Source organism: Streptomyces sp. NPDC005438 (genome assembly GCF_040606315.1).
Taxonomy (GTDB): Bacteria; Actinomycetota; Actinomycetes; order Streptomycetales; family Streptomycetaceae; genus Streptomyces.
In genome coordinates this window covers 48,570-66,188 of the sequence record NZ_JBEXEP010000016.1, presented here as the reverse complement: position 1 = coordinate 66,188, position 17,619 = coordinate 48,570, and the positions used below count along the sequence as shown (strand labels likewise).

The following is a 17,619-nucleotide window of genomic DNA, read 5'->3' as shown; positions in this document are numbered from 1 at the left end:
GCCCCTGGACGAGGACTTCGTGCCCCGCGCGGTCGACACCGTACTCAACAGTGCCGTCGCGCACTGACGTACCGAAGGGCACCACGGTGACGATCAGTTGGAGGAGCAGGCGGCTCCAGCCGGGGGTGAAGGGACCCGCCGTCCTCCTGTCTCCCATGGTCGAATACGGGATGACCCTGTTCTGGAGCGGCAAGAGAGTTCGCCTTCGCGGCGTCGAACCCGATGACTGGACCGCGTTCGCGCAGTTCGCCGTGGACGAGGAGGGCATGGGCGACCTTCCGCAGCCGCCCCGTTCCGCGGAGAGCTTCCGCGCCTGGGCGAGGGAACAGGCTGTCGCCGAATCCCACGACGACCGCTTCCGGTTGGTGATCGAAGCCGTCGACACCGGAGCGACGGTCGGTGCCGTCAGCTCGAACCAGGCGGACCCGCAGGCGGGCTGGTTCGAGTACGGAGTCACCATCGCCGCTGATCACCGGCGTATGGGGTACGCGACAGAGGCCGTGGCGATGCTGTTGCGCTTCCTGTTCACCGAGCGCCGCTACCACAAGTGCGAGGCGCGGATCCTCGCTCACAACGAGGCGTCACTCAAGCTGCACCGTCAGCTCGGTTTCACCGAGGAGGGCCGGCTGCGCGAGCACGTGTTCTTCGCCGGTCGGCACCGTGACCTCGTCCTCATGGGCCTCCTCGCCGACGAGTTCGCCCGCCTGCACCCCGTGGAGGGGCCTCACCCCGAACCCGGCAGGTGAGAACCGTCAGCCCCCGAGCCACGAGGGCCCGACCCACTCATGGCCGCGAGAAGCGACGCACCGTTAACGGCACCACGCGGGATACGGTCCCCCTCACCCACCGACGCCGGGACCCGGGGCATGGCCTCCCGTAGTACCCACGTGCCGCGACGCGTGGGACGAGGCCCCTCCACCGCGCACTGACGTGCCGAGGGGCACCGACCAGTGGGTCGGTGCCCCTCGGTGTGACGGGAGACGGGTGTCAGCTGCAACCGCTGGTGGAGCCGCAGCCCTCGCACAGGTAGCAACTGCCGGCCCTGCGCATCTTGGTGCCGCAGGAGAAGCACAGCGGGGCGTCCGCGCTCAAGCCCAGCTGCATCTCGGCCAGTTCGGTCGAGTTGTGGGCCTGGCCGGAGGACTCCCCGGAGGTCTCCGGGGTAAGGGGAGCTGACTGCGCCAGCCCCTCGACGTCCACCTCGTCCTCGGACTGCTCGTAGGAGCCGGTCTCCAGGTGACGCTGACGTTCCTCGGCCGAGTGGATGCCCAGGGCGGAACGCGTCTCGAAGGGCAGGAAGTCCAGGGCCAGCCGGCGGAAGATGTAGTCCACGATGGACTGCGCCATCCGCACGTCACGGTCGTCCGTCATACCGGCCGGTTCGAAGCGCATGTTGGTGAACTTCGAGACGTAGGTCTCCAGCGGGACGCCGTACTGCAGGCCCACCGAGACCGCGATGGAGAAGGCGTCCATCATGCCGGCCAGGGTCGACCCCTGCTTGGACATCTTCAGGAAGACCTCTCCCAGCCCGTCGTCCGGGTAGGAGTTGGCGGTCATGTACCCCTCGGCCCCACCCACGGTGAACGAGGTGGTGATCCCGGGCCGGCCCTTGGGCAGACGCCGGCGGACCGGGCGGTACTCGACCACCGTCTCCGGCTCCTGCTTGGCGTCCTTGTCCCGCTGCTTGGCCGACAGCGGCTGACCGACCTTGCTGTTCTCCACGTACACGGCCAGCGCCTTGGTGCCCAGCTTCCAGCCCTGGAGGTAGATCTCCTCCACGTCCTCCACGGTGCTGGAGGCGGGCATGTTGACCGTCTTGGAGATCGCCCCGGACAGGAAGGGCTGGGCGGCGGCCATCATCCGCACGTGCCCCATCGGGGAGATGGAGCGCTCCCCCATGGCGCAGTCGAACACCTCGTAGTGCTCGGGGCGCAGCCCGGGGGCGTCCACCACGTTGCCCTGCTCGGCGATGTGCTCGACGATCGCCTCGACCTGCTCGGCCGGGTACCCGAGCCTCTTGAGGGCCTTGGGCACGGTGTTGTTGACGATCTGCATCGAGCCGCCGCCGACCAGCTTCTTGAACTTGACCAGGGCCAGGTCGGGTTCGACGCCGGTGGTGTCGCAGTCCATCATCAGGCCGATGGTTCCGGTGGGGGCGAGCACCGAGGCCTGGGCGTTACGGAAGCCCGCCTTCTTGCCGAGCTTCAGCACCTCCCGCCACTCCCTGGTGGCCGCGTCCCACACCGGGGTGTCCAGGTCGTCCGCCCGTCGGGCCACGTCGTTGGCCTCGGCGTGCTGCGTCATCACCCGACGGTGGGCGTCCGCGTTCCGGGCGAACCCTTCGTACGGGCCCACCACCGCGGCGAGTTCCGCGCTGCGGCGGTAGGAGGTACCGGTCATCAGGGAGGTGATGGCCCCCGCCAGGGCACGGCCGCCGTCACTGTCGTAGGCGTGGCCGGTGGCCATCAGCAGGGCGCCGAGGTTGGCGTAGCCGATGCCCAACTGGCGGAAGGCGCGGGTGGTCTCGCCGATCTTGTGGGTCGGGAAGTCCGCGAAGCAGATGGAGATGTCCATCGCGGTGATGACCAGCTCCACGATCTTGGTGAAGCCCACGGCGTCGAAGGACTGGTGGCCCTCGTCGTCGTCGCGGAGGAACTTCATCAGGTTCAGCGAAGCCAGGTTGCACGAGGAGTTGTCCAGGTGCATGTACTCGCTGCACGGGTTGGAGGCGCTGATCCGGCCGCTCTCGGGGGAGGTGTGCCAGCGGTTGATGGTGTCGTCGTACTGGATGCCGGGGTCGGCGCAGGCGTGGGCGGCCTCGGCCATCTTGCGGAAGAGGGCGCGGGCCTCCACCTCCTCGACGACCTCGCCGGTCTTGCGGGCCCGCAGGGCGTAGCGCGCGTTGGACTCGACGGCACGCATGAACTCGTCGTTGACCCGCACGGAGTTGTTGGCGTTCTGGTACTGGACGGAGGTGATGTCGTCCCCACCCAGGTCCATGTCGAAGCCCGCGTCCCGCAGGGCGCGGATCTTCTCCTCCTCCTTGACCTTGGTGTCGATGAACGCCTCGACGTCCGGGTGGTCGACGTCCAGCACGACCATCTTGGCCGCGCGGCGGGTGGCGCCACCGGACTTGATGGTGCCGGCGGAGGCGTCGGCACCCCGCATGAAGGACACCGGACCGGAGGCGTTGCCACCGGAGGAGAGCAGTTCCTTGGAGGAGCGGATGCGGGACAGGTTCAGACCGGCGCCGGAACCGCCCTTGAAGATCATCCCCTCTTCCTTGTACCAGTCGAGGATCGACTCCATGGAGTCGTCGACGGAGAGGATGAAGCAGGCCGAGACCTGCTGGGGCTGCTGGGTCCCGACGTTGAACCAGACCGGGGAGTTGAAGGCGAAGACCTGGTGGAGCACCGCGTAGGCCAGTTCGTGCTCGAAGATCTCGGCGTCCTCCGGCCCGGCGAAGTACCCGTACTCCTCGCCGGCCCGGCGGTAGGTCTTCACCACCCGGTCGATCAGCTGCTTGAGGCTGTGCTCCCGCTCGGGGGTGCCGACGGCACCACGGAAGTACTTGCTGGTGACGATGTTGGTGGCGTTGACCGACCAGAACTCGGGGAACTCGACGCCGTGCTGCTCGAAGTTGACCGAGCCGTCCCGCCAGTTGGTCATGACGACATCGCGCCGCTCCCAGACCACCTCGTCGTAGGGGTGGACCCCAGGGGTGGTGTGGATGCGCTCGATCCGCAGGCCCTTGTTCGCCTTACCGCCGCCCTTGGCACGCGCACCACGTGCCGGGCCACTCGTCGTCTCTGTCATTCCGCCTCCCTTAGCGGGCATAACGCCCCAAGCACCCCAAACTCTTCCCGAGGTGTGTTGTGTATCCGTGACGGTCACGCACCCAGCACGGCCGTCGACTCTGACTGGCCGGGCTACTCTCCGGCTACGGCCCGAGGCTCCGCCCCGGGCTCTCCGGCGCCGTCGGGCGCGAGGCCCCGGTCCGCCTGGTGCGCACGCAACTCCGCGACCGCGGCCTCGAAGTCCTCCAGGGACTCGAAGGCCCGGTAGACCGAGGCGAACCTCAGATAGGCCACCAGATCCAGATCCCGCAACGGGCCCAGTATCGCGAGGCCGACATCGTGGGTGGACAGCTCGGCGGCCCCACTGGCACGCACCGCCTCCTCGACCTGCTGGCCGAGCTGGGCGAGCGCGTCCTCGGAGACCGGACGCCCCTGACAGGCCTTGCGCACGCCGGCGATCACCTTGTCCCGACTGAAGGACTCGGTGACACCACTGCGCTTGATCACCACCAGTGAGGCGTTCTCGATGGTGGTGAAACGACGCGAACAGTCCGGGCACTGACGACGACGACGGATCGAGCTTCCGTCGTCGGTCGTGCGACTGTCGACGACCCGGCTGTCGGGATGCCGACAGAAGGGACAGTGCATCGCTAACCACCCTTCTGACGCTTCGCCGAGCATGACTCACCAACCCCAGGAGTCGAACGACGTCACTCCCGAAGTCACCACCAGCATAAGGGACTCGGAGCCCAAGAGAGCCCGCGGGACCACAACTTGTGGTGGCCGACCCCAACCTAACCACTAGATCTGGTGCCGCCCCGACAGGGGCGGTCGCCACCGGGGTCCATCCCACACCACACCGCCGCCATACCGGAGCGTAGACACCGCCGACCCGGAGTCGCGAAGCCACCCGGAAAAGGCGATCATGAACCCCAACTCCCTTTACAGGAAGGCCAATACACCGCGCATTACTCCTCAGCCAGGAGAACCGGAGATTTTCACTCGAACGTGTGTTTGGCGCAACCTTTCGAAAGCAACTACCGTTGTCCCCTAGGGAGAACCGTTTGAGAGGGGCCGCCACGATGAGCACCACCGCCGACACCACCATCACCGCTGATCCGCATCTTTCGACAGGACGAGAGGACGGCGGGGTGGCACTGGACGACACCACGGCGGACGCCGCGACCGACGGAGCCGGCGACCGTACGGGCCGCTCCCTTCCCGGACGCCCCCCGGGGATCCGCGCGGACAGCTCGGGGCTCACCGAGCGGCAGCGCAGGGTGATCGAGGTGATCCGCGACTCCGTGCAGCGACGCGGATACCCACCGTCCATGCGGGAGATCGGCCAGGCCGTCGGGCTGTCCAGCACCTCATCGGTGGCCCACCAGCTGATGGCCCTGGAGCGCAAGGGCTTCCTGCGTCGGGACCCGCACCGCCCCCGCGCCTACGAGGTACGCGGCTCGGACGCCCCCAGCACCCAGGTGCCGACCGACACCTCCGGCCAGCCCTCCGCCTCCTACGTCCCCCTGGTGGGTCGGATCGCCGCCGGTGGCCCGATCCTGGCGGAGGAGTCGGTGGAGGACGTCTTCCCCCTGCCCCGCCAACTCGTGGGCGACGGCGAGCTGTTCGTGCTGAAGGTGGTCGGCGACTCGATGGTGGAGGCGGCGATCTGTGACGGTGACTGGGTCACCGTCCGCCGTCAGCCGGTCGCCGAGAACGGTGACATCGTCGCCGCCATGCTCGACGGCGAGGCCACCGTGAAGCGCTTCAAGCGGGAGGACGGCCACGTCTGGCTGCTCCCGCACAACTCGGCGTACCAGCCGATCCCCGGCGACGAGGCCACCATCCTCGGCAAGGTCGTGGCCGTGCTGCGGCGGATCTGAGCACGCCGGCTCTCCCTGACGGCCCCGGGACCGACCATCGGTTCCGGGGCCGTGCTCTGTCGCCCGGCGACTCCGGGCACCGGGCGACCCGTACTCCGTGAGCCCCTCCGTGGGTGGCTCCCCGCGTGGACCAGCGCTACCGCGACTCGGCCCGGGCCGCCGCGTCGATCGCCGCCAGGGAGCGGCGCACCTGGGCGGGGTCGCTGGTGTACCAGAAGTCCGGCATGGAGGCGCGGAGGAAGCTGCCGTACCTGGCCCGGGCGAGCCGGGAGTCCAGGACCGCCACCACTCCCCGGTCGCCGGTCGCCCGCACCAGGCGCCCGGCCCCCTGCGCCATCAACAGGGCCGCGTGGCTGGCGGCCACCGCCATGAAGCCGTTGCCACCGGCCTGCTCCACCGCCTTCTGCCGCGCGTTGCGCAGCGGGTCGTCGGGACGGGGGAAGGGGATGCGGTCCATCACCACCAGCTGGCAGCTGGGCCCCGGCACGTCCACGCCCTGCCACAGGGACAGGGTGCCGAACAGACAGGCACCCGGGTCGTCCCGGAACTGTCTGATCAGCTCCCCCAGGGTCTCCTCCCCCTGGAGCAGCACCGGCACGTCCAGCCGGCCCCGGAGTTCCTCGGCGGCGGACTGGGCACCCCGCATCGAGGAGAACAGCCCCAGCGTCCGGCCACCGGCGGCCTCCACCAGCTCGGTCAACTCCCCCAGCATGTCCTCCCGTTGCCCCTCGCGGCCGGGCGGGGCCAGGTGGGCCGCCACATAGAGGATGCCCTGCTTGCGGTAGTCGAAGGGGGAACCGACGTCCAGGCCGCGCCAGGGTGGGACGTCCTCCTCCCGCTGCCCCTCGGGAGCGAGCCCCAGGGAGGCGGCCACCCCGTTGAAGTCGCCCCCCAGCTTGAGGGTGGCGGAGGTGAGGACCACCGCGCGTTCGGTGAAGAGCTTCTCCCTCAGCAGCCCGGAGACGGACAGCGGGGCGACCCGTAGTGAGGCTCCGAAGCGGTCGTGCCGCTCGTACCACACCACGTCGAACTCGTCGCCCTCCAGGATCCGTTCGGCGACCTGGTGCACGTTCTCCACCGAGGCCAGGGCCTGTCTGCGGACCGCGTCCTCCTCCTGCACGGAGCGGTCCTTGGTGTTGCCCAGGGCGGTGATCACGGTGCGGCAGGAGTCCCGGAGGGCCATCAGCGCGTACCCCAGGTCGTCGGGCAGCTCCTCCAGCCGGCCGGGCAGGGCCAGCTCCATCAGCCGCTCGAAGGTCTCGGCGGCGGTCATCAGCGAGTCCGCCGCCTTCTCGTCGGCCAGCTTGGCGGCCCGGCGCACGGCGCGGTTGACCGCGCCCGGGGTGAGTTCGCCGGTGGCGACGCCGGTGACCCGGGAGACCAGCTCGTGGGCCTCGTCCACCACCAGCACCTCGTGCGGGGGCAGCACCGGGGCGCCCTCGATGGCGTCGATGGCGAGCAGGGCGTGGTTGGTGACGATCACCTGGGCGAGCTTGGCCCGCTCCCGGGCAGCCTCGGCGAAGCACTCGGCTCCGTAGGCACAGCGGCTGGCCCCCAGGCACTCGCGGGAGGAGACCGACACCTGGGACCAGGCGCGGTCGGAAATCCCCGGGGTCAGGTCGTCCCGGTCACCAGTGTCCGTCTCGTCCGCCCAGTCCCGCAGTCGCAGCAGGTCCTTGCCGAGCTTGCTGGTGGGCCCGCTGTCCACCGACTCGAAGACGTCGAACAGGCCGGTCTCCTCCTCCTGCGGCGTCCCCTCGTGCAGGCGGTGCAGGCACAGGTAGTTGGACCGGCCCTTGAGCATGGCGAACTCGGCACGGCTGCCCAGGGGTTCCTGGAGCGCGGCGACCGTACGCGGGAGGTCGCGCTCGACCAGCTGCCGTTGGAGGGCGAGGGTGGCGGTGGCGATCACCACCCGGCCGTCGGACTGGCCCGCGGTGCCCTCCAGCCCGTGGGCGAGGGCGGGGACCAGGTACCCCAGCGACTTGCCGGTGCCGGTCCCCGCCTGGACGAGCAGGTGTCTCCCCTCGTCGATCGCCTCGGCCACGGCCTCCGCCATGGCGACCTGTCCGGGCCGTTCGGTGCCGCCCACGGCGGTCACGGCGGAGTGCAGCAGCTCGGTGAGGGCGGTCTCGCTCATGCGGCGACCCTACGTGCCGCCACTGACAACGACCCCGTCAGGAGTGGTGCAGGGGGTTGTCCACCGTGCCGTGTACGGCGGCGTGGGGCCGCTCCGGTCGGTCGCGGTACCCGTCCAGGTGCAGCCGGTTGCGGTTGAGGCAGAGCCGCTCGATCCGGGGCGCCAGCAGGTCGAAGGTCTCGAACCGCTCCTTCAGCTCGGGGAACCGCTGCTGGTAGCGGAGGACCTCGGCCCGCAGCAGGTCCCAGAACTCGCGTTCCGGCAGGTCGAGTTGCTCCTCGTACAGAGGTGCGAGGTAGCGGAAGACGCCGATGAACAGGCCGGAGTGGATGAACTGCGGCAGGAAGGCGGAGGGCTCCGTCAGCAGGACCTCCCGTACCTCCTGGGGCATGGACTGCTGCTCGGGCACCGGATCCGCGCTGACGTTCACGTCGTCCACGAAGTCCTTGACGGCCAGCCTGGTCGGTACGTCGTGCTGGTCGAAGACCACGATCGCGTTCTCCCCGTGGGGGGAGAAGACCGTGCCGTAGCGGTAGAGGAAGTGCAGCAGCGGCGGCAGCAGGGCGGAGAACAGCTGGCGGAGCCACTCGGCCGGGTCCAGCCCCGACCGGCGCACCAGTTCCGCGACCAGCGCCCGCCCCTCGGGGTCGGTCTGGATCAGCGCGGCGAGGGTACGGGCGCGCTCCCCCGGGTCCAGCCGCTCCGCCAGTGGCTCGCGCCAGACGCAGCCGAGCAACTCCTTGTACTGGTACGGCACTTCGGGCAACCGGTCGTACACCGGGTGGGTCACGGTGACCGAGGCGACCTCCCCCAGCAGGATCACCCGGGTCTCCTCGGACAGGAAGGGGTCGGCCCGCCACAGGTCGCGCATCCACGAGGTGACCGCCGGCGCCGCGACGGTGCGCTCGGTGGGCAGCCCCCGCCACACCAGGGTGTTGAGGATGGACAACGGCAACTTCACGGTGAGCTTGCCGGGGTGGTCCGCGTTGAGGAAGGTACGGATCGACTGCTGGGCGATCCGGTGGTCGGGGTCGGCCGGCAGCGGCACGATCTGCCCGGAGGCCAGGTGCGGGGCGAACAGTGTGGCCACCGTCTGGTCCCACTGCCAGGGGTGCACCGGCAGCAGGTGGAAGTCGGCGGGGTCCTCGCCCCGTTCGGTCAGCACCTGGCGGAAGCGGTGCCGGGTCTCCTCGTCCAGCTCGTCCTCGTACAGCCGGTGGGGCTCGGCCAGTTCGCTGGTCCCCCGGTACTCGGCCAGGTCACGGTGGACCGCGATCCACGGCAGGCGGGTGGGCACCCGGGCCTCGGGGGTCCAGCGGCCCGCGTCGGAGGCGGAGAAGCCCAGGCGCCCCTTGTTCAGCACCAGCCAGGGGTGACCGGTCTGGTGGCCCTCCAGCTCCGCGTAGTCCAGGTCGGCCAACTCGCCCACCTCCAGGGCGCCGTCGGCTATCAGGGCGTCGGCGCTGAGGGTGGCGTTCAGCTCGCGGAGCACGTGGCCGGTGGTGTCCCCACCCAGTCCGAGCAGCCGTTGGTGGGCGTGGGCGACGAAGGTGAGCGGATCGGCGTTCGGCTCCAGGGAGGTGGGGTCGACCCTCCAGTGGCCGTAGGCGTGACGGGTGGCCCGGAAGCGGTAGGTGAGGGACTCGTCGACCTCAAGGCGGTACCGCCCCTCCCCCTCGGGGCGAGGGGTGATGATCTCCTCGTAGGCGAACTCCCCGATCATCTTGGCCAGCAGCTCGCGGGCCACGCGCCGCCAGGTGTCGGCGGTCAGCCCCACCGGCAACGCGAGGGCACCGGGCCACTCGCCGACGGCGTCGGAAGTTCGGGTCATGGGCGCATACTCCTTGGCTCTGTGGCGTGTGAGGGGCCGGCGCCCGGGTGGGGACGGGCCGGGGGATCCGGGGCGCGGGCACACGGCTGACTCACGTGTCTGTCAGGAATCTCCACCTGTTGACGCCACGGGAAACACCCCTGCCCCAATCCCCCGACGATTTCCACGTGTTCCCCCGCCCCAACTGCGCTGACGCCCGGCCGAACGGCTCCCGGAGCAGAGGGCGGGTCCCCGACTGTGTACGGCTGGCGGAGGTTGTGGGGGTGACCTCCACGTCACGAACCGATGGTGAAAGCATCCGGGTTCAGGTACCACGCGGAACCGCACCCCGCGTCGCTCCGTCCCCCTCAGCACCGGCATAGTGGGGCTGTCCCAGCCGGTCAGGGTGACCCGTACACAACACAACAGAGCGATGCCAGGGGGAGTTCATGTCAGCCATCAGGAGGCGGCGTTCGGTACTCGTGACCGCCGCCGTCGTCGCCGCACTCGCGGTGACCGCGACGGCCTGCGGACCGGAGGACGACGGTGCCGCCGACGAACCCTCGGCCACCGCCCAACCCGACGACCGGACCAAGGAACGACTGGGGCTTCCCGAGGACATCAAGCTCCCCGACTCCCTGTCCATCCGCGACCTGGAGAAGTGGCGCAAGGGCGGCTGGAAGGACTGGGACCACTGGGCCCGCGAGGCCAAGGAGTTCATCAACCCGATCATCAAGGACCTGTGGGACCGGGAGCGGATGCGGGACGCCGAGGAGGGTGACCGCGAGGTCGACGAGGACGACATCCCCGACGAGCAGGACGGCAACGGCGCCGGTGAGGACCAGGGCGTCACCGACCCGACCCCGGCCCGTGTCCCCGCCAAGGCGGTGTCCACTCCGTACGAGGACTCCGCTCCCCCGGTCGGCAAGGTGTTCATGGACACCAAGAAGGGGCCGGCGGTCTGCTCCGGCACCGTGATCAAGGACCCCGAGAACCCCGGCAAGTCCAACCTGGTCGCCACCGCCGGCCACTGCGTCCACGCCGGCGCCGAGGGCGGCTGGCTGCGCAACATCATCTTCGTGCCCTACTACAACCACCGGGGCCTGCCGTTGCAGGAGCTGAAGCAGGCCCAGCAGCAGGACATCACGCCCAAGGGCAAGTGGTGGGCGAGCTGGGCGGGCACCACCCAGCACTGGATCGACAACGGGGCGGAGCGCGGCGGCAAGGGCGCGCAGAAGGACTTCGCCGTCATGAAGGTCCGGCCGGAGAACAAGGGCGGCAGGTCCCTGGAGGAGGCCGTGGGCAAGCCCGCGGTGCCGGTCAACTTCGGTATGCCCCGGGTGAAGAGCGTCACCAGCCTCTCCCCCCACGGCTACCCGGCCGCCCCGCCCTTCGACGGGCTGAAGATGTACAAGTGCACCGACCGGGCCAGCCGGCTCACCATCGACCCGCGACAGCCCACCATGTACCGGGTCGGCTGCACCATGAACGGCGGCGCCTCCGGCGGCGGTTGGCTCGCGCCCACCCCCAACGGCAAGGTCCAGCTGCTGTCCGTGACCTCGATCGGCCCGGCCACCGGCGGCTGGCTCGCCGGTCCCCGACTGGACAAGGACGCGCGGAAGGTCCTCCAGCAGGTGAGCGCCAAGTTCGGCGGCGGGAACTGACCACCGACGACGGTGGGCCCGGCCCGGGGCACGACCCGGCACGGGCCCACCACGGGCACCCCGGTGCCCCCTCCGGGCGGTGACCCACGCACCCGAGTCCCCGGCCCGGCACCGCAGTTCACACGTAACGGGAGAAGAACCACCCATGTCATCCACGAGAAGACGGCACCCGGCGTTCGCCGCGATAGCCGCGGTGGCCGTGCTCACCCTCACCGCCACCGCCTGCAACTCCGACGAGGACCAGGGTCAGCAGTCCCCGGACCAGAAGAAGTCCGAACAGTCCCGGACCGACGACAGCGACGGCACCAAGGACGGCAAGGAGCGGCTGACCCTGCCGGAAGGGCTGCCGGACTCCATCAAGAACCTGGACCAGTGGCGTGACGGCGGCTGGAAGGACTGGTCGAAGAAGGTCCGCGAGGCCCGGGACTTCATCAACCCGATCATCAAGGACCACTGGAAGCCCGAACGGATGAACAAGGCGGAGGACAACCGCAAGTCCACGCCCCGCGACGTGGAGACCTCGTCCGCCACCACCGACACCGAGCCGCCCCGCAAGGAGGCCAAGGCGGTCTCCACCCCGTACACCGACTACGCGGCCCCGGCGGGCAAGCTGTTCATGGAGTCCCCCAAGGGCCCGATGGTCTGTTCCGCGACCGTGGTGAAGGACCCCCGCCACCCGGGCAAGTCCAACCTGGTCGCCACCGCCGGCCACTGCGTCCACGAGGGCCGGTCCGGGGGTTGGCTGCGCAACATCTCCTTCGCCCCCGCCTACAACAACCGCGGGCTCAGCCCCCAGCAGGTGGAACGCGCCTCGCTACGGGACCGTGCCCCGTACGGGATGTGGTGGGCCGAGTGGGCCCAGACCACCAACTACTGGATCCAGAAGGGCACTTCCAGCGGCGGCTACGGCGCCCAGCACGACTTCGCGGTGCTGAAGGTGAAGCCGGAGAACGCCACCGGGCGGTCCCTGGAGGAGACGGTGGGCAACGCCATCAAGATCAACTTCAGTGTGCCCCGGATGAGCGGCGTCAGCGCCTACGGCTACCCCCAGGCCCCGCCCTACGACGGCGCCCGGATGTTCCAGTGCACCGACCGACCCCGCCAGCTGCGGTACGACCCGGCGGCCCCGGCCATGCACTGGATCGGCTGCTCCATGACCGGCGGCTCCTCCGGCGGCGGCTGGTTCGTCAAGGGCAGCTCGGGCAAGGCCGAACTGGTCTCGGTCAACTCCCTCGGCTCCCGGCCCGCCTCCTGGATGGCCGGACCCCAGCTGGGCTCCACCGAACGCGGCGTGTTCGACGCGATCAGCAAGAAGTACTCCTGACCCACGCGGTCCACACCACGGCGGGCCCGGTACTCGGAGAGGTTCCGAGTACCGGGCCCGCCGTCAGGTCCGACCGTCGCCGGCTCAGTGGGCCTCGGCCACCGCCCCGAACCGGCGCAGCTCGGCGGCCAGTTCCTCGTGCACCTGCGCCTTGAGACGGGTGCCGTCCTCGCCGTGCTCCTCGGCCAGCACCTCCCCCTCGGCGTGCACCCGGGACACCAGCCCACCGTGGGTGTAGGGCACCACCACGTCGACGGTCACCGCCGGTCGGGGCAGCTCCTGGTCGATCCGTTGCAGCAGCTCGTCGACCCCGTCGCCGGTACGGGCGGACACCACCAGGGCGTCCCGCTCGGCCCGGAGCAGTCGGCTGAGCACCTCGGGGTCGGCGGCGTCCGCCTTGTTGATCACCACCAGCTCCGGCACGTCCACCGCCCCCACGTCGCGGATCACCGCGCGGACCGAGGCCAGCTGCTCCTCCGGGTCCGGGTGCGCTCCGTCCACCACGTGCAGGATCAGGTCCGAGTCGGCCACCTCCTCCATGGTGGAGCGGAACGCCTCCACCAGGTGGTGCGGCAGGTGGCGTACGAAGCCCACCGTGTCGACCAGGGTGTAGAGCCGGCCACTGGGCGTCTCCGCCTTGCGTACCGTCGGGTCCAGGGTCGCGAACAGGGCGTTCTCCACCAGCACACCGGCTCCGGTGAGCCGGTTGAGCAGGGAGGACTTGCCCGCGTTGGTGTACCCGGCGATGGCCACCGAGGGCACCTTGTGGCGCCGCCGCTCCTGCCGCTTCACCTCGCGGCCGGTCTTCATGTCCGCGATCTGGCGGCTGATCTTGGCCATCTTCTCGCGGATACGCCGACGGTCGGTCTCGATCTTGGTCTCACCGGGTCCACGGGTGGCCATGCCGCCACCGCCGCTGGAACCGCCACCGCCCATCTGCCGGGACAGTGACTGGCCCCAGCCCCGGAGCCTGGGCAGCATGTACTGCATCTGCGCCAGGGCCACCTGCGCCTTGCCCTCCCGGGACTTGGCGTGCTGGGCGAAGATGTCGAGGATCAGGGCGGTACGGTCCACCACCTTGACCTTGACCACGTCCTCCAGGTGGATCAGCTGGCCCGGCGACAGCTCGCCGTCGCACACCACGGTGTCGGCACCGGTGGCCAACACGATGTCGCGGAGTTCTTCCGCCTTGCCGGAGCCGATGTAGGTCGCGGGGTCGGGCTTGTCCCGTCGTTGGATCACCCCGTCCAGCACCATGGCGCCGGCGGTCTCCGCCAACGCCGCGAGTTCCGCCAGCGAGTTGTCGGCGTCCGCCGCGGTGCCCGAGGTCCACACGCCGACCAGCACCACCCGCTCCAGTCGGAGCTGCCGGTACTCGACCTCGGTGACGTCCTCCAGCTCGGTGGACAGGCCGGCCACCCGTCGTAGGGCCGCGCGTTCGCTGCGGTCGAGCTGTTCCCCGTCACGCTCCTCGTCGATCTCCTCGGTCCAGGCGACGTCCTCTTCCATCAGGGCGTCGGCTCGGCGGGTGGACTCGGTGCTGCGCGGGCCGTACTGCGGGAGGGAAGAAGAGAAGGTCAATGGATTCCTTTGGTAGATCTGTCAGTCGCTGGGAGAACACGCTCGGAGTGGGTTCTGATTCCCCGGCCGCACCCCACGGCGGACGCCCCACCGGATGGGCTCACCCGCAGAACGCCGGCCGACGCCCCTGATGGTCGCACGGTCCCGCCCGGCGGTCACCTCGATTTGCGCCCCTTGTCCGCCCCTCACCCGGCCCGCTGACGGCTCACAGCTCGGGAAAGGCCGCCGCTCCACGGGAGACGTCGAACACCCCGGGCACGTCCCGCATGGCCCGCATCAACGCCGGCAGCTCGGCGGCGTCGGCCAGCCGGAGGGTGTAGGTGTGGCGGACCCGCTGCTCCCTGGGGGGCTCCACGTCGGCGGCCACCACGGCCGCGCCCTGCACGGCGATGGTCTCGGTGAGGTCGGCCAGCAGACGGGGCCGCCCGAACGCCTCGGCGTGCAGGGTGACCCGGCAACCGCTCGCACCGTCCTGCCAGCTGACCGCGACCGTGCTGCGCCCCTCGGCGGACATCTGCGCCACCGCACGGCAGCTCTGCCGGTGCACGGTGACGGTGCCCCCGCGTACCGCGAAGCCGAGCACCGGGTCGGGAGGCACCGGGGTGCAACACCGGGCCAGACGTACCGGGGCCTCGGGCCGCTCCTCCACCCGTACCCCGGACTCCTCCTCGGCCACGGACGGGCTGACCGGCCGGGCGGGGGCGGTGGTCGACGGGGAGGCGGCGGCCGACGCGGGGGTCCTTGAGGAGGCGTCCGGCTCCTCCAGCTCCACCCCGTGGTTGTCCTCCAGCCACTTGCGGATGGCGATCCGGGCCCGAGGGGTACGGGCCCGCTCCAGCCACTCGGGCGAGGGTCCGTAACTGCCCGGGGCGGTCTTCGGGGCGAGGAACAGCCGCAGGGTGTCCCCGTCGTGCAGCACCGCGCTCAGGGCGGTCAACCGCCCGTTGACCTGGGCGCCGACACAGCGGTGTGCCTCCAGCCCGTGCCGGGCGTAGGCGGCGTCCACGCAGGTGGCACCGGCCGGCAGGTGGAGGGTCTGGGTGGGGTCCGTCTCCAGGCAGTAGACGGTGATCTCCCCGTCCTGGGCGAGGTCGTCCCTCAGCTCGCTCCAGAAGGTGTCCGGGTCGGGGGCCTGGCTCTGCCAGTCCAGCAGCCGGGAGAGCCAGCCGGGCCGGGTGGGGTCGGCGCGCTCCTCCTCCGCGCCCTCCTCGCCCGGTTCGGGGGCCCGGTGCGGGTTGCCCAGGGCGATCACCCCGGCCTCGGCGACCTTGTGCATCTGCGCGGTGCGCACCAGCACCTCGGCGACCTGGCCCTGGCCGTCGGCGACGGCGGTGTGCAGGGACTGGTAGAGGTTGAACTTGGGGGTGGCGATGAAGTCCTTGAACTCCGAGATCAGCGGGGTGAAGCAGGTGTGCAGCTCACCGAGGACCGCATAGCAGTCGGCGTCCTCCTCGACCAGGATGAGCAGCCGGCCCATCTCGCAGGGGCCCAGCTCGCCCCGCTTCCGGTGAATGCGGTGCACCGACACCAGGTGGCGCGGGCGGATCAGCACCCGCGCGTCTATCCCCGCCTGCCGCAGGACCCGCCGGACCTCGCCGGCGATGCCCACCAACGGCCCCTCGCCCACCGGGTGTTGACCCACCAGTTCCTGGGCGCGGGCGTGCTCCTGCGGGTGGAGGATGGCGAAGACCAGGTCCTCCAGCTCCCTCTTGAGGGTCTGTACACCGAGCCGCTCGGCCAGCGGGATCAGCACGTCGCGGGTCACCCTGGCGATACGATCCTGCTTCTCGGGACGCATCACCCCCAGGGTGCGCATGTTGTGCAGACGGTCGGCCAGCTTGATCGACATCACCCGTACGTCGTCGCCGGTGGCCACCAGCATCTTGCGGAAGGTCTCAGGCTCGGCCGCCGCCCCGTAGTCGACCTTCTCCAGCTTGGTGACGCCGTCGACCAGGTAGCCGACCTCCTCGCCGAACTCCCGGTGCACCTGCTCCAGGGTGACCTCGGTGTCCTCCACCGTGTCGTGCAGCAGGGAGGCGGTCAGGGTGGTGGTCTCGGCGCCGAGTTGGGCCAGGATCAGCGTGACGGCCAGGGGGTGGGTGATGTACGGCTCACCGCTCTTGCGGGTCTGTCCACGGTGGGAGGACTCGGCCAGCACGTAGGCGCGGCTGAGGGCGCCGAGGTCGGCGTGGGGGTGGTGCCGCCGGTGGGCCTGGGCGAGGTGCTCGATGGCGTCGGGAAGTCCGGGACGCGGACCGCGCAGAGCGGCCCTGCTGAGCTTGCGGATGCTGCGTACGGCGCTCATAGACCAGCTCCGGGCAGGAGCGCGCCCGCAGGGCCGCCCCCCGTGAGATGTCGCTGGCTGCGCTCGCTCATGGGCCCTCCGCTCGTGGATACCCCGGGGCACGGGGTGCTCGATGCTATCGACCCCATCACGTGCCCATGAACGGCTGGTACGCCGACGAGACGGGATCACCCCATCGAGGGATGTTTACCTCAACTCCGCGCTCTGGCAAAGGGGATGACGTCCTTTCACTGGTCAGCGGCCAGCCATCCCGCGTCCAGGACCCCCTGGGCGACGATCACGGCCGGGCCGGTCATCTCGATCTGGCCGTCGACCCGTTCGGAAACTCGCAGGGTTCCCCCGGGGACGTCCACCCGGTAGCTGACCGGCGTCCCGTCCCGGACCGGTTCGGCGCCGGCCCGGCGGGCGGCGGCCACCATGACCGCGCAGGCCCCGGTACCGCAGGAACGGGTCTCGCCCGACCCCCGCTCGTGCACCCGCAGGGCCACCTGACGTGACGCGGGGTCCTTCCCCACGACCACGAACTCCACGTTCGCGCCCTCGGGGTAGGCCTGGGCCGGGGACAGCGCGGGTGCATCACGCAGCGGGCCCGCCTCGGCGAGGTCGTCCACGAACACCACCGCGTGGGGGTTGCCCATGTCGACCTGCACCGCCGGCCAGGACCGCTCCCCCACGGTCACGGTCACCTCGGCACCGGACAGCCGGGGCCGGCCCATGGTCACTGTGACGCCCTCGGCCGGGTCCTTGGGCAGGTGCACCTCGCGCACCCCGGCACGGGTGGCGATCCTCAGGTCGCCGCCCTCGACGAGCCCGGCCGCCCCCAGGTGGCGGGCGAAGACCCGTACGCCGTTGCCGCACATCTCGGCCACGCTGCCGTCGCTGTTGCGGTAGTCCATGAACCACTCGGCGTCCGGGGCCATCGCCCGCGCCTCGGGGTGCGCCTCGCTGCGCACCACGCGCAGCAGTCCGTCCCCGCCGACGCCGGCCCGCCGGTCGCAGATCCGTGCCACCACTGCGGGGGGCAGGTCCAGTGTGTTCTGGTGGTCGGGGATGATCACGAAGTCGTTCTCGGTGCCGTGACCCTTGAGGAACGGCACGGTCGCGCTGCTGGTCAC

11 protein-coding genes are annotated in these 17,619 nt (G+C 70.4%); 4 read left to right on the top strand and 7 right to left on the bottom strand.

Going from position 1 to position 17,619, the window contains the following annotated elements; all coding sequences use genetic code 11:
* The first annotated feature begins 170 nt into the window (after positions 1–170).
* Positions 171–746 (top strand): GNAT family protein, encoded by a 576-nt coding sequence (locus ABZT14_RS24800; protein ID WP_356306550.1) that lies wholly within the window; start codon positions 171–173, stop codon positions 744–746.
* A gap of 241 nt (positions 747–987) precedes the next feature.
* On the opposite strand, the gene ABZT14_RS24795 is transcribed toward ABZT14_RS24800, so the two are convergent.
* Entirely contained in the window at positions 988–3,816 is a 2,829-nt protein-coding gene (locus ABZT14_RS24795; RefSeq protein ID WP_356306476.1) for a vitamin B12-dependent ribonucleotide reductase, read from the bottom strand.
* A 113-nt stretch (positions 3,817–3,929) separates the two neighbouring features.
* Positions 3,930–4,445 carry a transcriptional regulator NrdR gene (gene nrdR, locus ABZT14_RS24790; protein ID WP_356306474.1) on the bottom strand — a complete coding sequence of 172 codons (516 nt, stop codon included), beginning with the start codon at positions 4,443–4,445 and terminating at the stop codon, positions 3,930–3,932.
* 434 nt (positions 4,446–4,879) lie between these two features.
* Here nrdR and lexA point away from each other — a divergent pair, with 434 nt between their 5' ends.
* A complete protein-coding gene (gene lexA, locus ABZT14_RS24785) occupies positions 4,880–5,680 on the top strand; it encodes a transcriptional repressor LexA (protein WP_356306472.1) in 801 nt (266 codons plus the stop codon).
* 136 nt (positions 5,681–5,816) lie between these two features.
* Here the strand turns inward: lexA and ABZT14_RS24780 are convergent, their stop codons facing one another.
* Both ABZT14_RS24780 and ABZT14_RS24775 read right to left on the bottom strand, forming a co-directional pair.
* Positions 5,817–7,820 (bottom strand): ATP-dependent DNA helicase, encoded by a 2,004-nt coding sequence (locus tag ABZT14_RS24780; RefSeq protein ID WP_356306470.1) that lies wholly within the window; start codon positions 7,818–7,820, stop codon positions 5,817–5,819.
* Between the two features lie 37 nt (positions 7,821–7,857).
* Positions 7,858–9,651: an IucA/IucC family siderophore biosynthesis protein gene (locus ABZT14_RS24775; protein ID WP_356306468.1), complete on the bottom strand. Its 1,794-nt coding sequence runs from the start codon at positions 9,649–9,651 to the stop codon at positions 7,858–7,860.
* A gap of 428 nt (positions 9,652–10,079) precedes the next feature.
* Between ABZT14_RS24775 and ABZT14_RS24770 the strand changes: the two genes are divergently transcribed.
* A complete protein-coding gene (locus ABZT14_RS24770; protein WP_356306466.1) occupies positions 10,080–11,294 on the top strand; it encodes a hypothetical protein in 1,215 nt (404 codons plus the stop codon).
* 145 nt (positions 11,295–11,439) lie between these two features.
* Complete coding sequence (locus tag ABZT14_RS24765; RefSeq protein ID WP_356306464.1) at positions 11,440–12,618, top strand: hypothetical protein; 1,179 nt, start codon at positions 11,440–11,442, stop codon at positions 12,616–12,618.
* Between the two features lie 84 nt (positions 12,619–12,702).
* Here the strand turns inward: ABZT14_RS24765 and hflX are convergent, their stop codons facing one another.
* From hflX to dapF, 3 genes are all read right to left on the bottom strand, one after another.
* Positions 12,703–14,199, bottom strand: a complete 1,497-nt coding sequence (gene hflX, locus ABZT14_RS24760; RefSeq protein ID WP_356306462.1) for a GTPase HflX — start codon at positions 14,197–14,199, stop codon at positions 12,703–12,705.
* Positions 14,200–14,404: 205 nt separating this feature from the next.
* Positions 14,405–16,504: an HD domain-containing protein gene (locus ABZT14_RS24755; RefSeq protein ID WP_356306460.1), complete on the bottom strand. Its 2,100-nt coding sequence runs from the start codon at positions 16,502–16,504 to the stop codon at positions 14,405–14,407.
* 227 nt (positions 16,505–16,731) lie between these two features.
* The gene (gene dapF, locus ABZT14_RS24750; RefSeq protein ID WP_356306458.1) at positions 16,732–17,619 is read right to left on the bottom strand and encodes a diaminopimelate epimerase; all 888 of its coding nucleotides are present in this window, start codon (positions 17,617–17,619) and stop codon (positions 16,732–16,734) included.

What these genes read in the sequence shown, in the direction of transcription:
- ABZT14_RS24800 (WP_356306550.1), top strand. Translation starts at nt 171, where the DNA reads ATGACCCTGTTCTGGAGCGGCAAGAGAGTTCGCCTTCGCGGCGTCGAA.
- ABZT14_RS24795 (WP_356306476.1), bottom strand. Translation starts at nt 3,816, where the DNA reads ATGACAGAGACGACGAGTGGCCCGGCACGTGGTGCGCGTGCCAAGGGC.
- nrdR (WP_356306474.1), bottom strand. Translation starts at nt 4,445, where the DNA reads ATGCACTGTCCCTTCTGTCGGCATCCCGACAGCCGGGTCGTCGACAGT.
- lexA (WP_356306472.1), top strand. Translation starts at nt 4,880, where the DNA reads ATGAGCACCACCGCCGACACCACCATCACCGCTGATCCGCATCTTTCG.
- ABZT14_RS24780 (WP_356306470.1), bottom strand. Translation starts at nt 7,820, where the DNA reads ATGAGCGAGACCGCCCTCACCGAGCTGCTGCACTCCGCCGTGACCGCC.
- ABZT14_RS24775 (WP_356306468.1), bottom strand. Translation starts at nt 9,651, where the DNA reads ATGACCCGAACTTCCGACGCCGTCGGCGAGTGGCCCGGTGCCCTCGCG.
- ABZT14_RS24770 (WP_356306466.1), top strand. Translation starts at nt 10,080, where the DNA reads ATGTCAGCCATCAGGAGGCGGCGTTCGGTACTCGTGACCGCCGCCGTC.
- ABZT14_RS24765 (WP_356306464.1), top strand. Translation starts at nt 11,440, where the DNA reads ATGTCATCCACGAGAAGACGGCACCCGGCGTTCGCCGCGATAGCCGCG.
- ABZT14_RS24755 (WP_356306460.1), bottom strand. Translation starts at nt 16,504, where the DNA reads ATGAGCGCCGTACGCAGCATCCGCAAGCTCAGCAGGGCCGCTCTGCGC.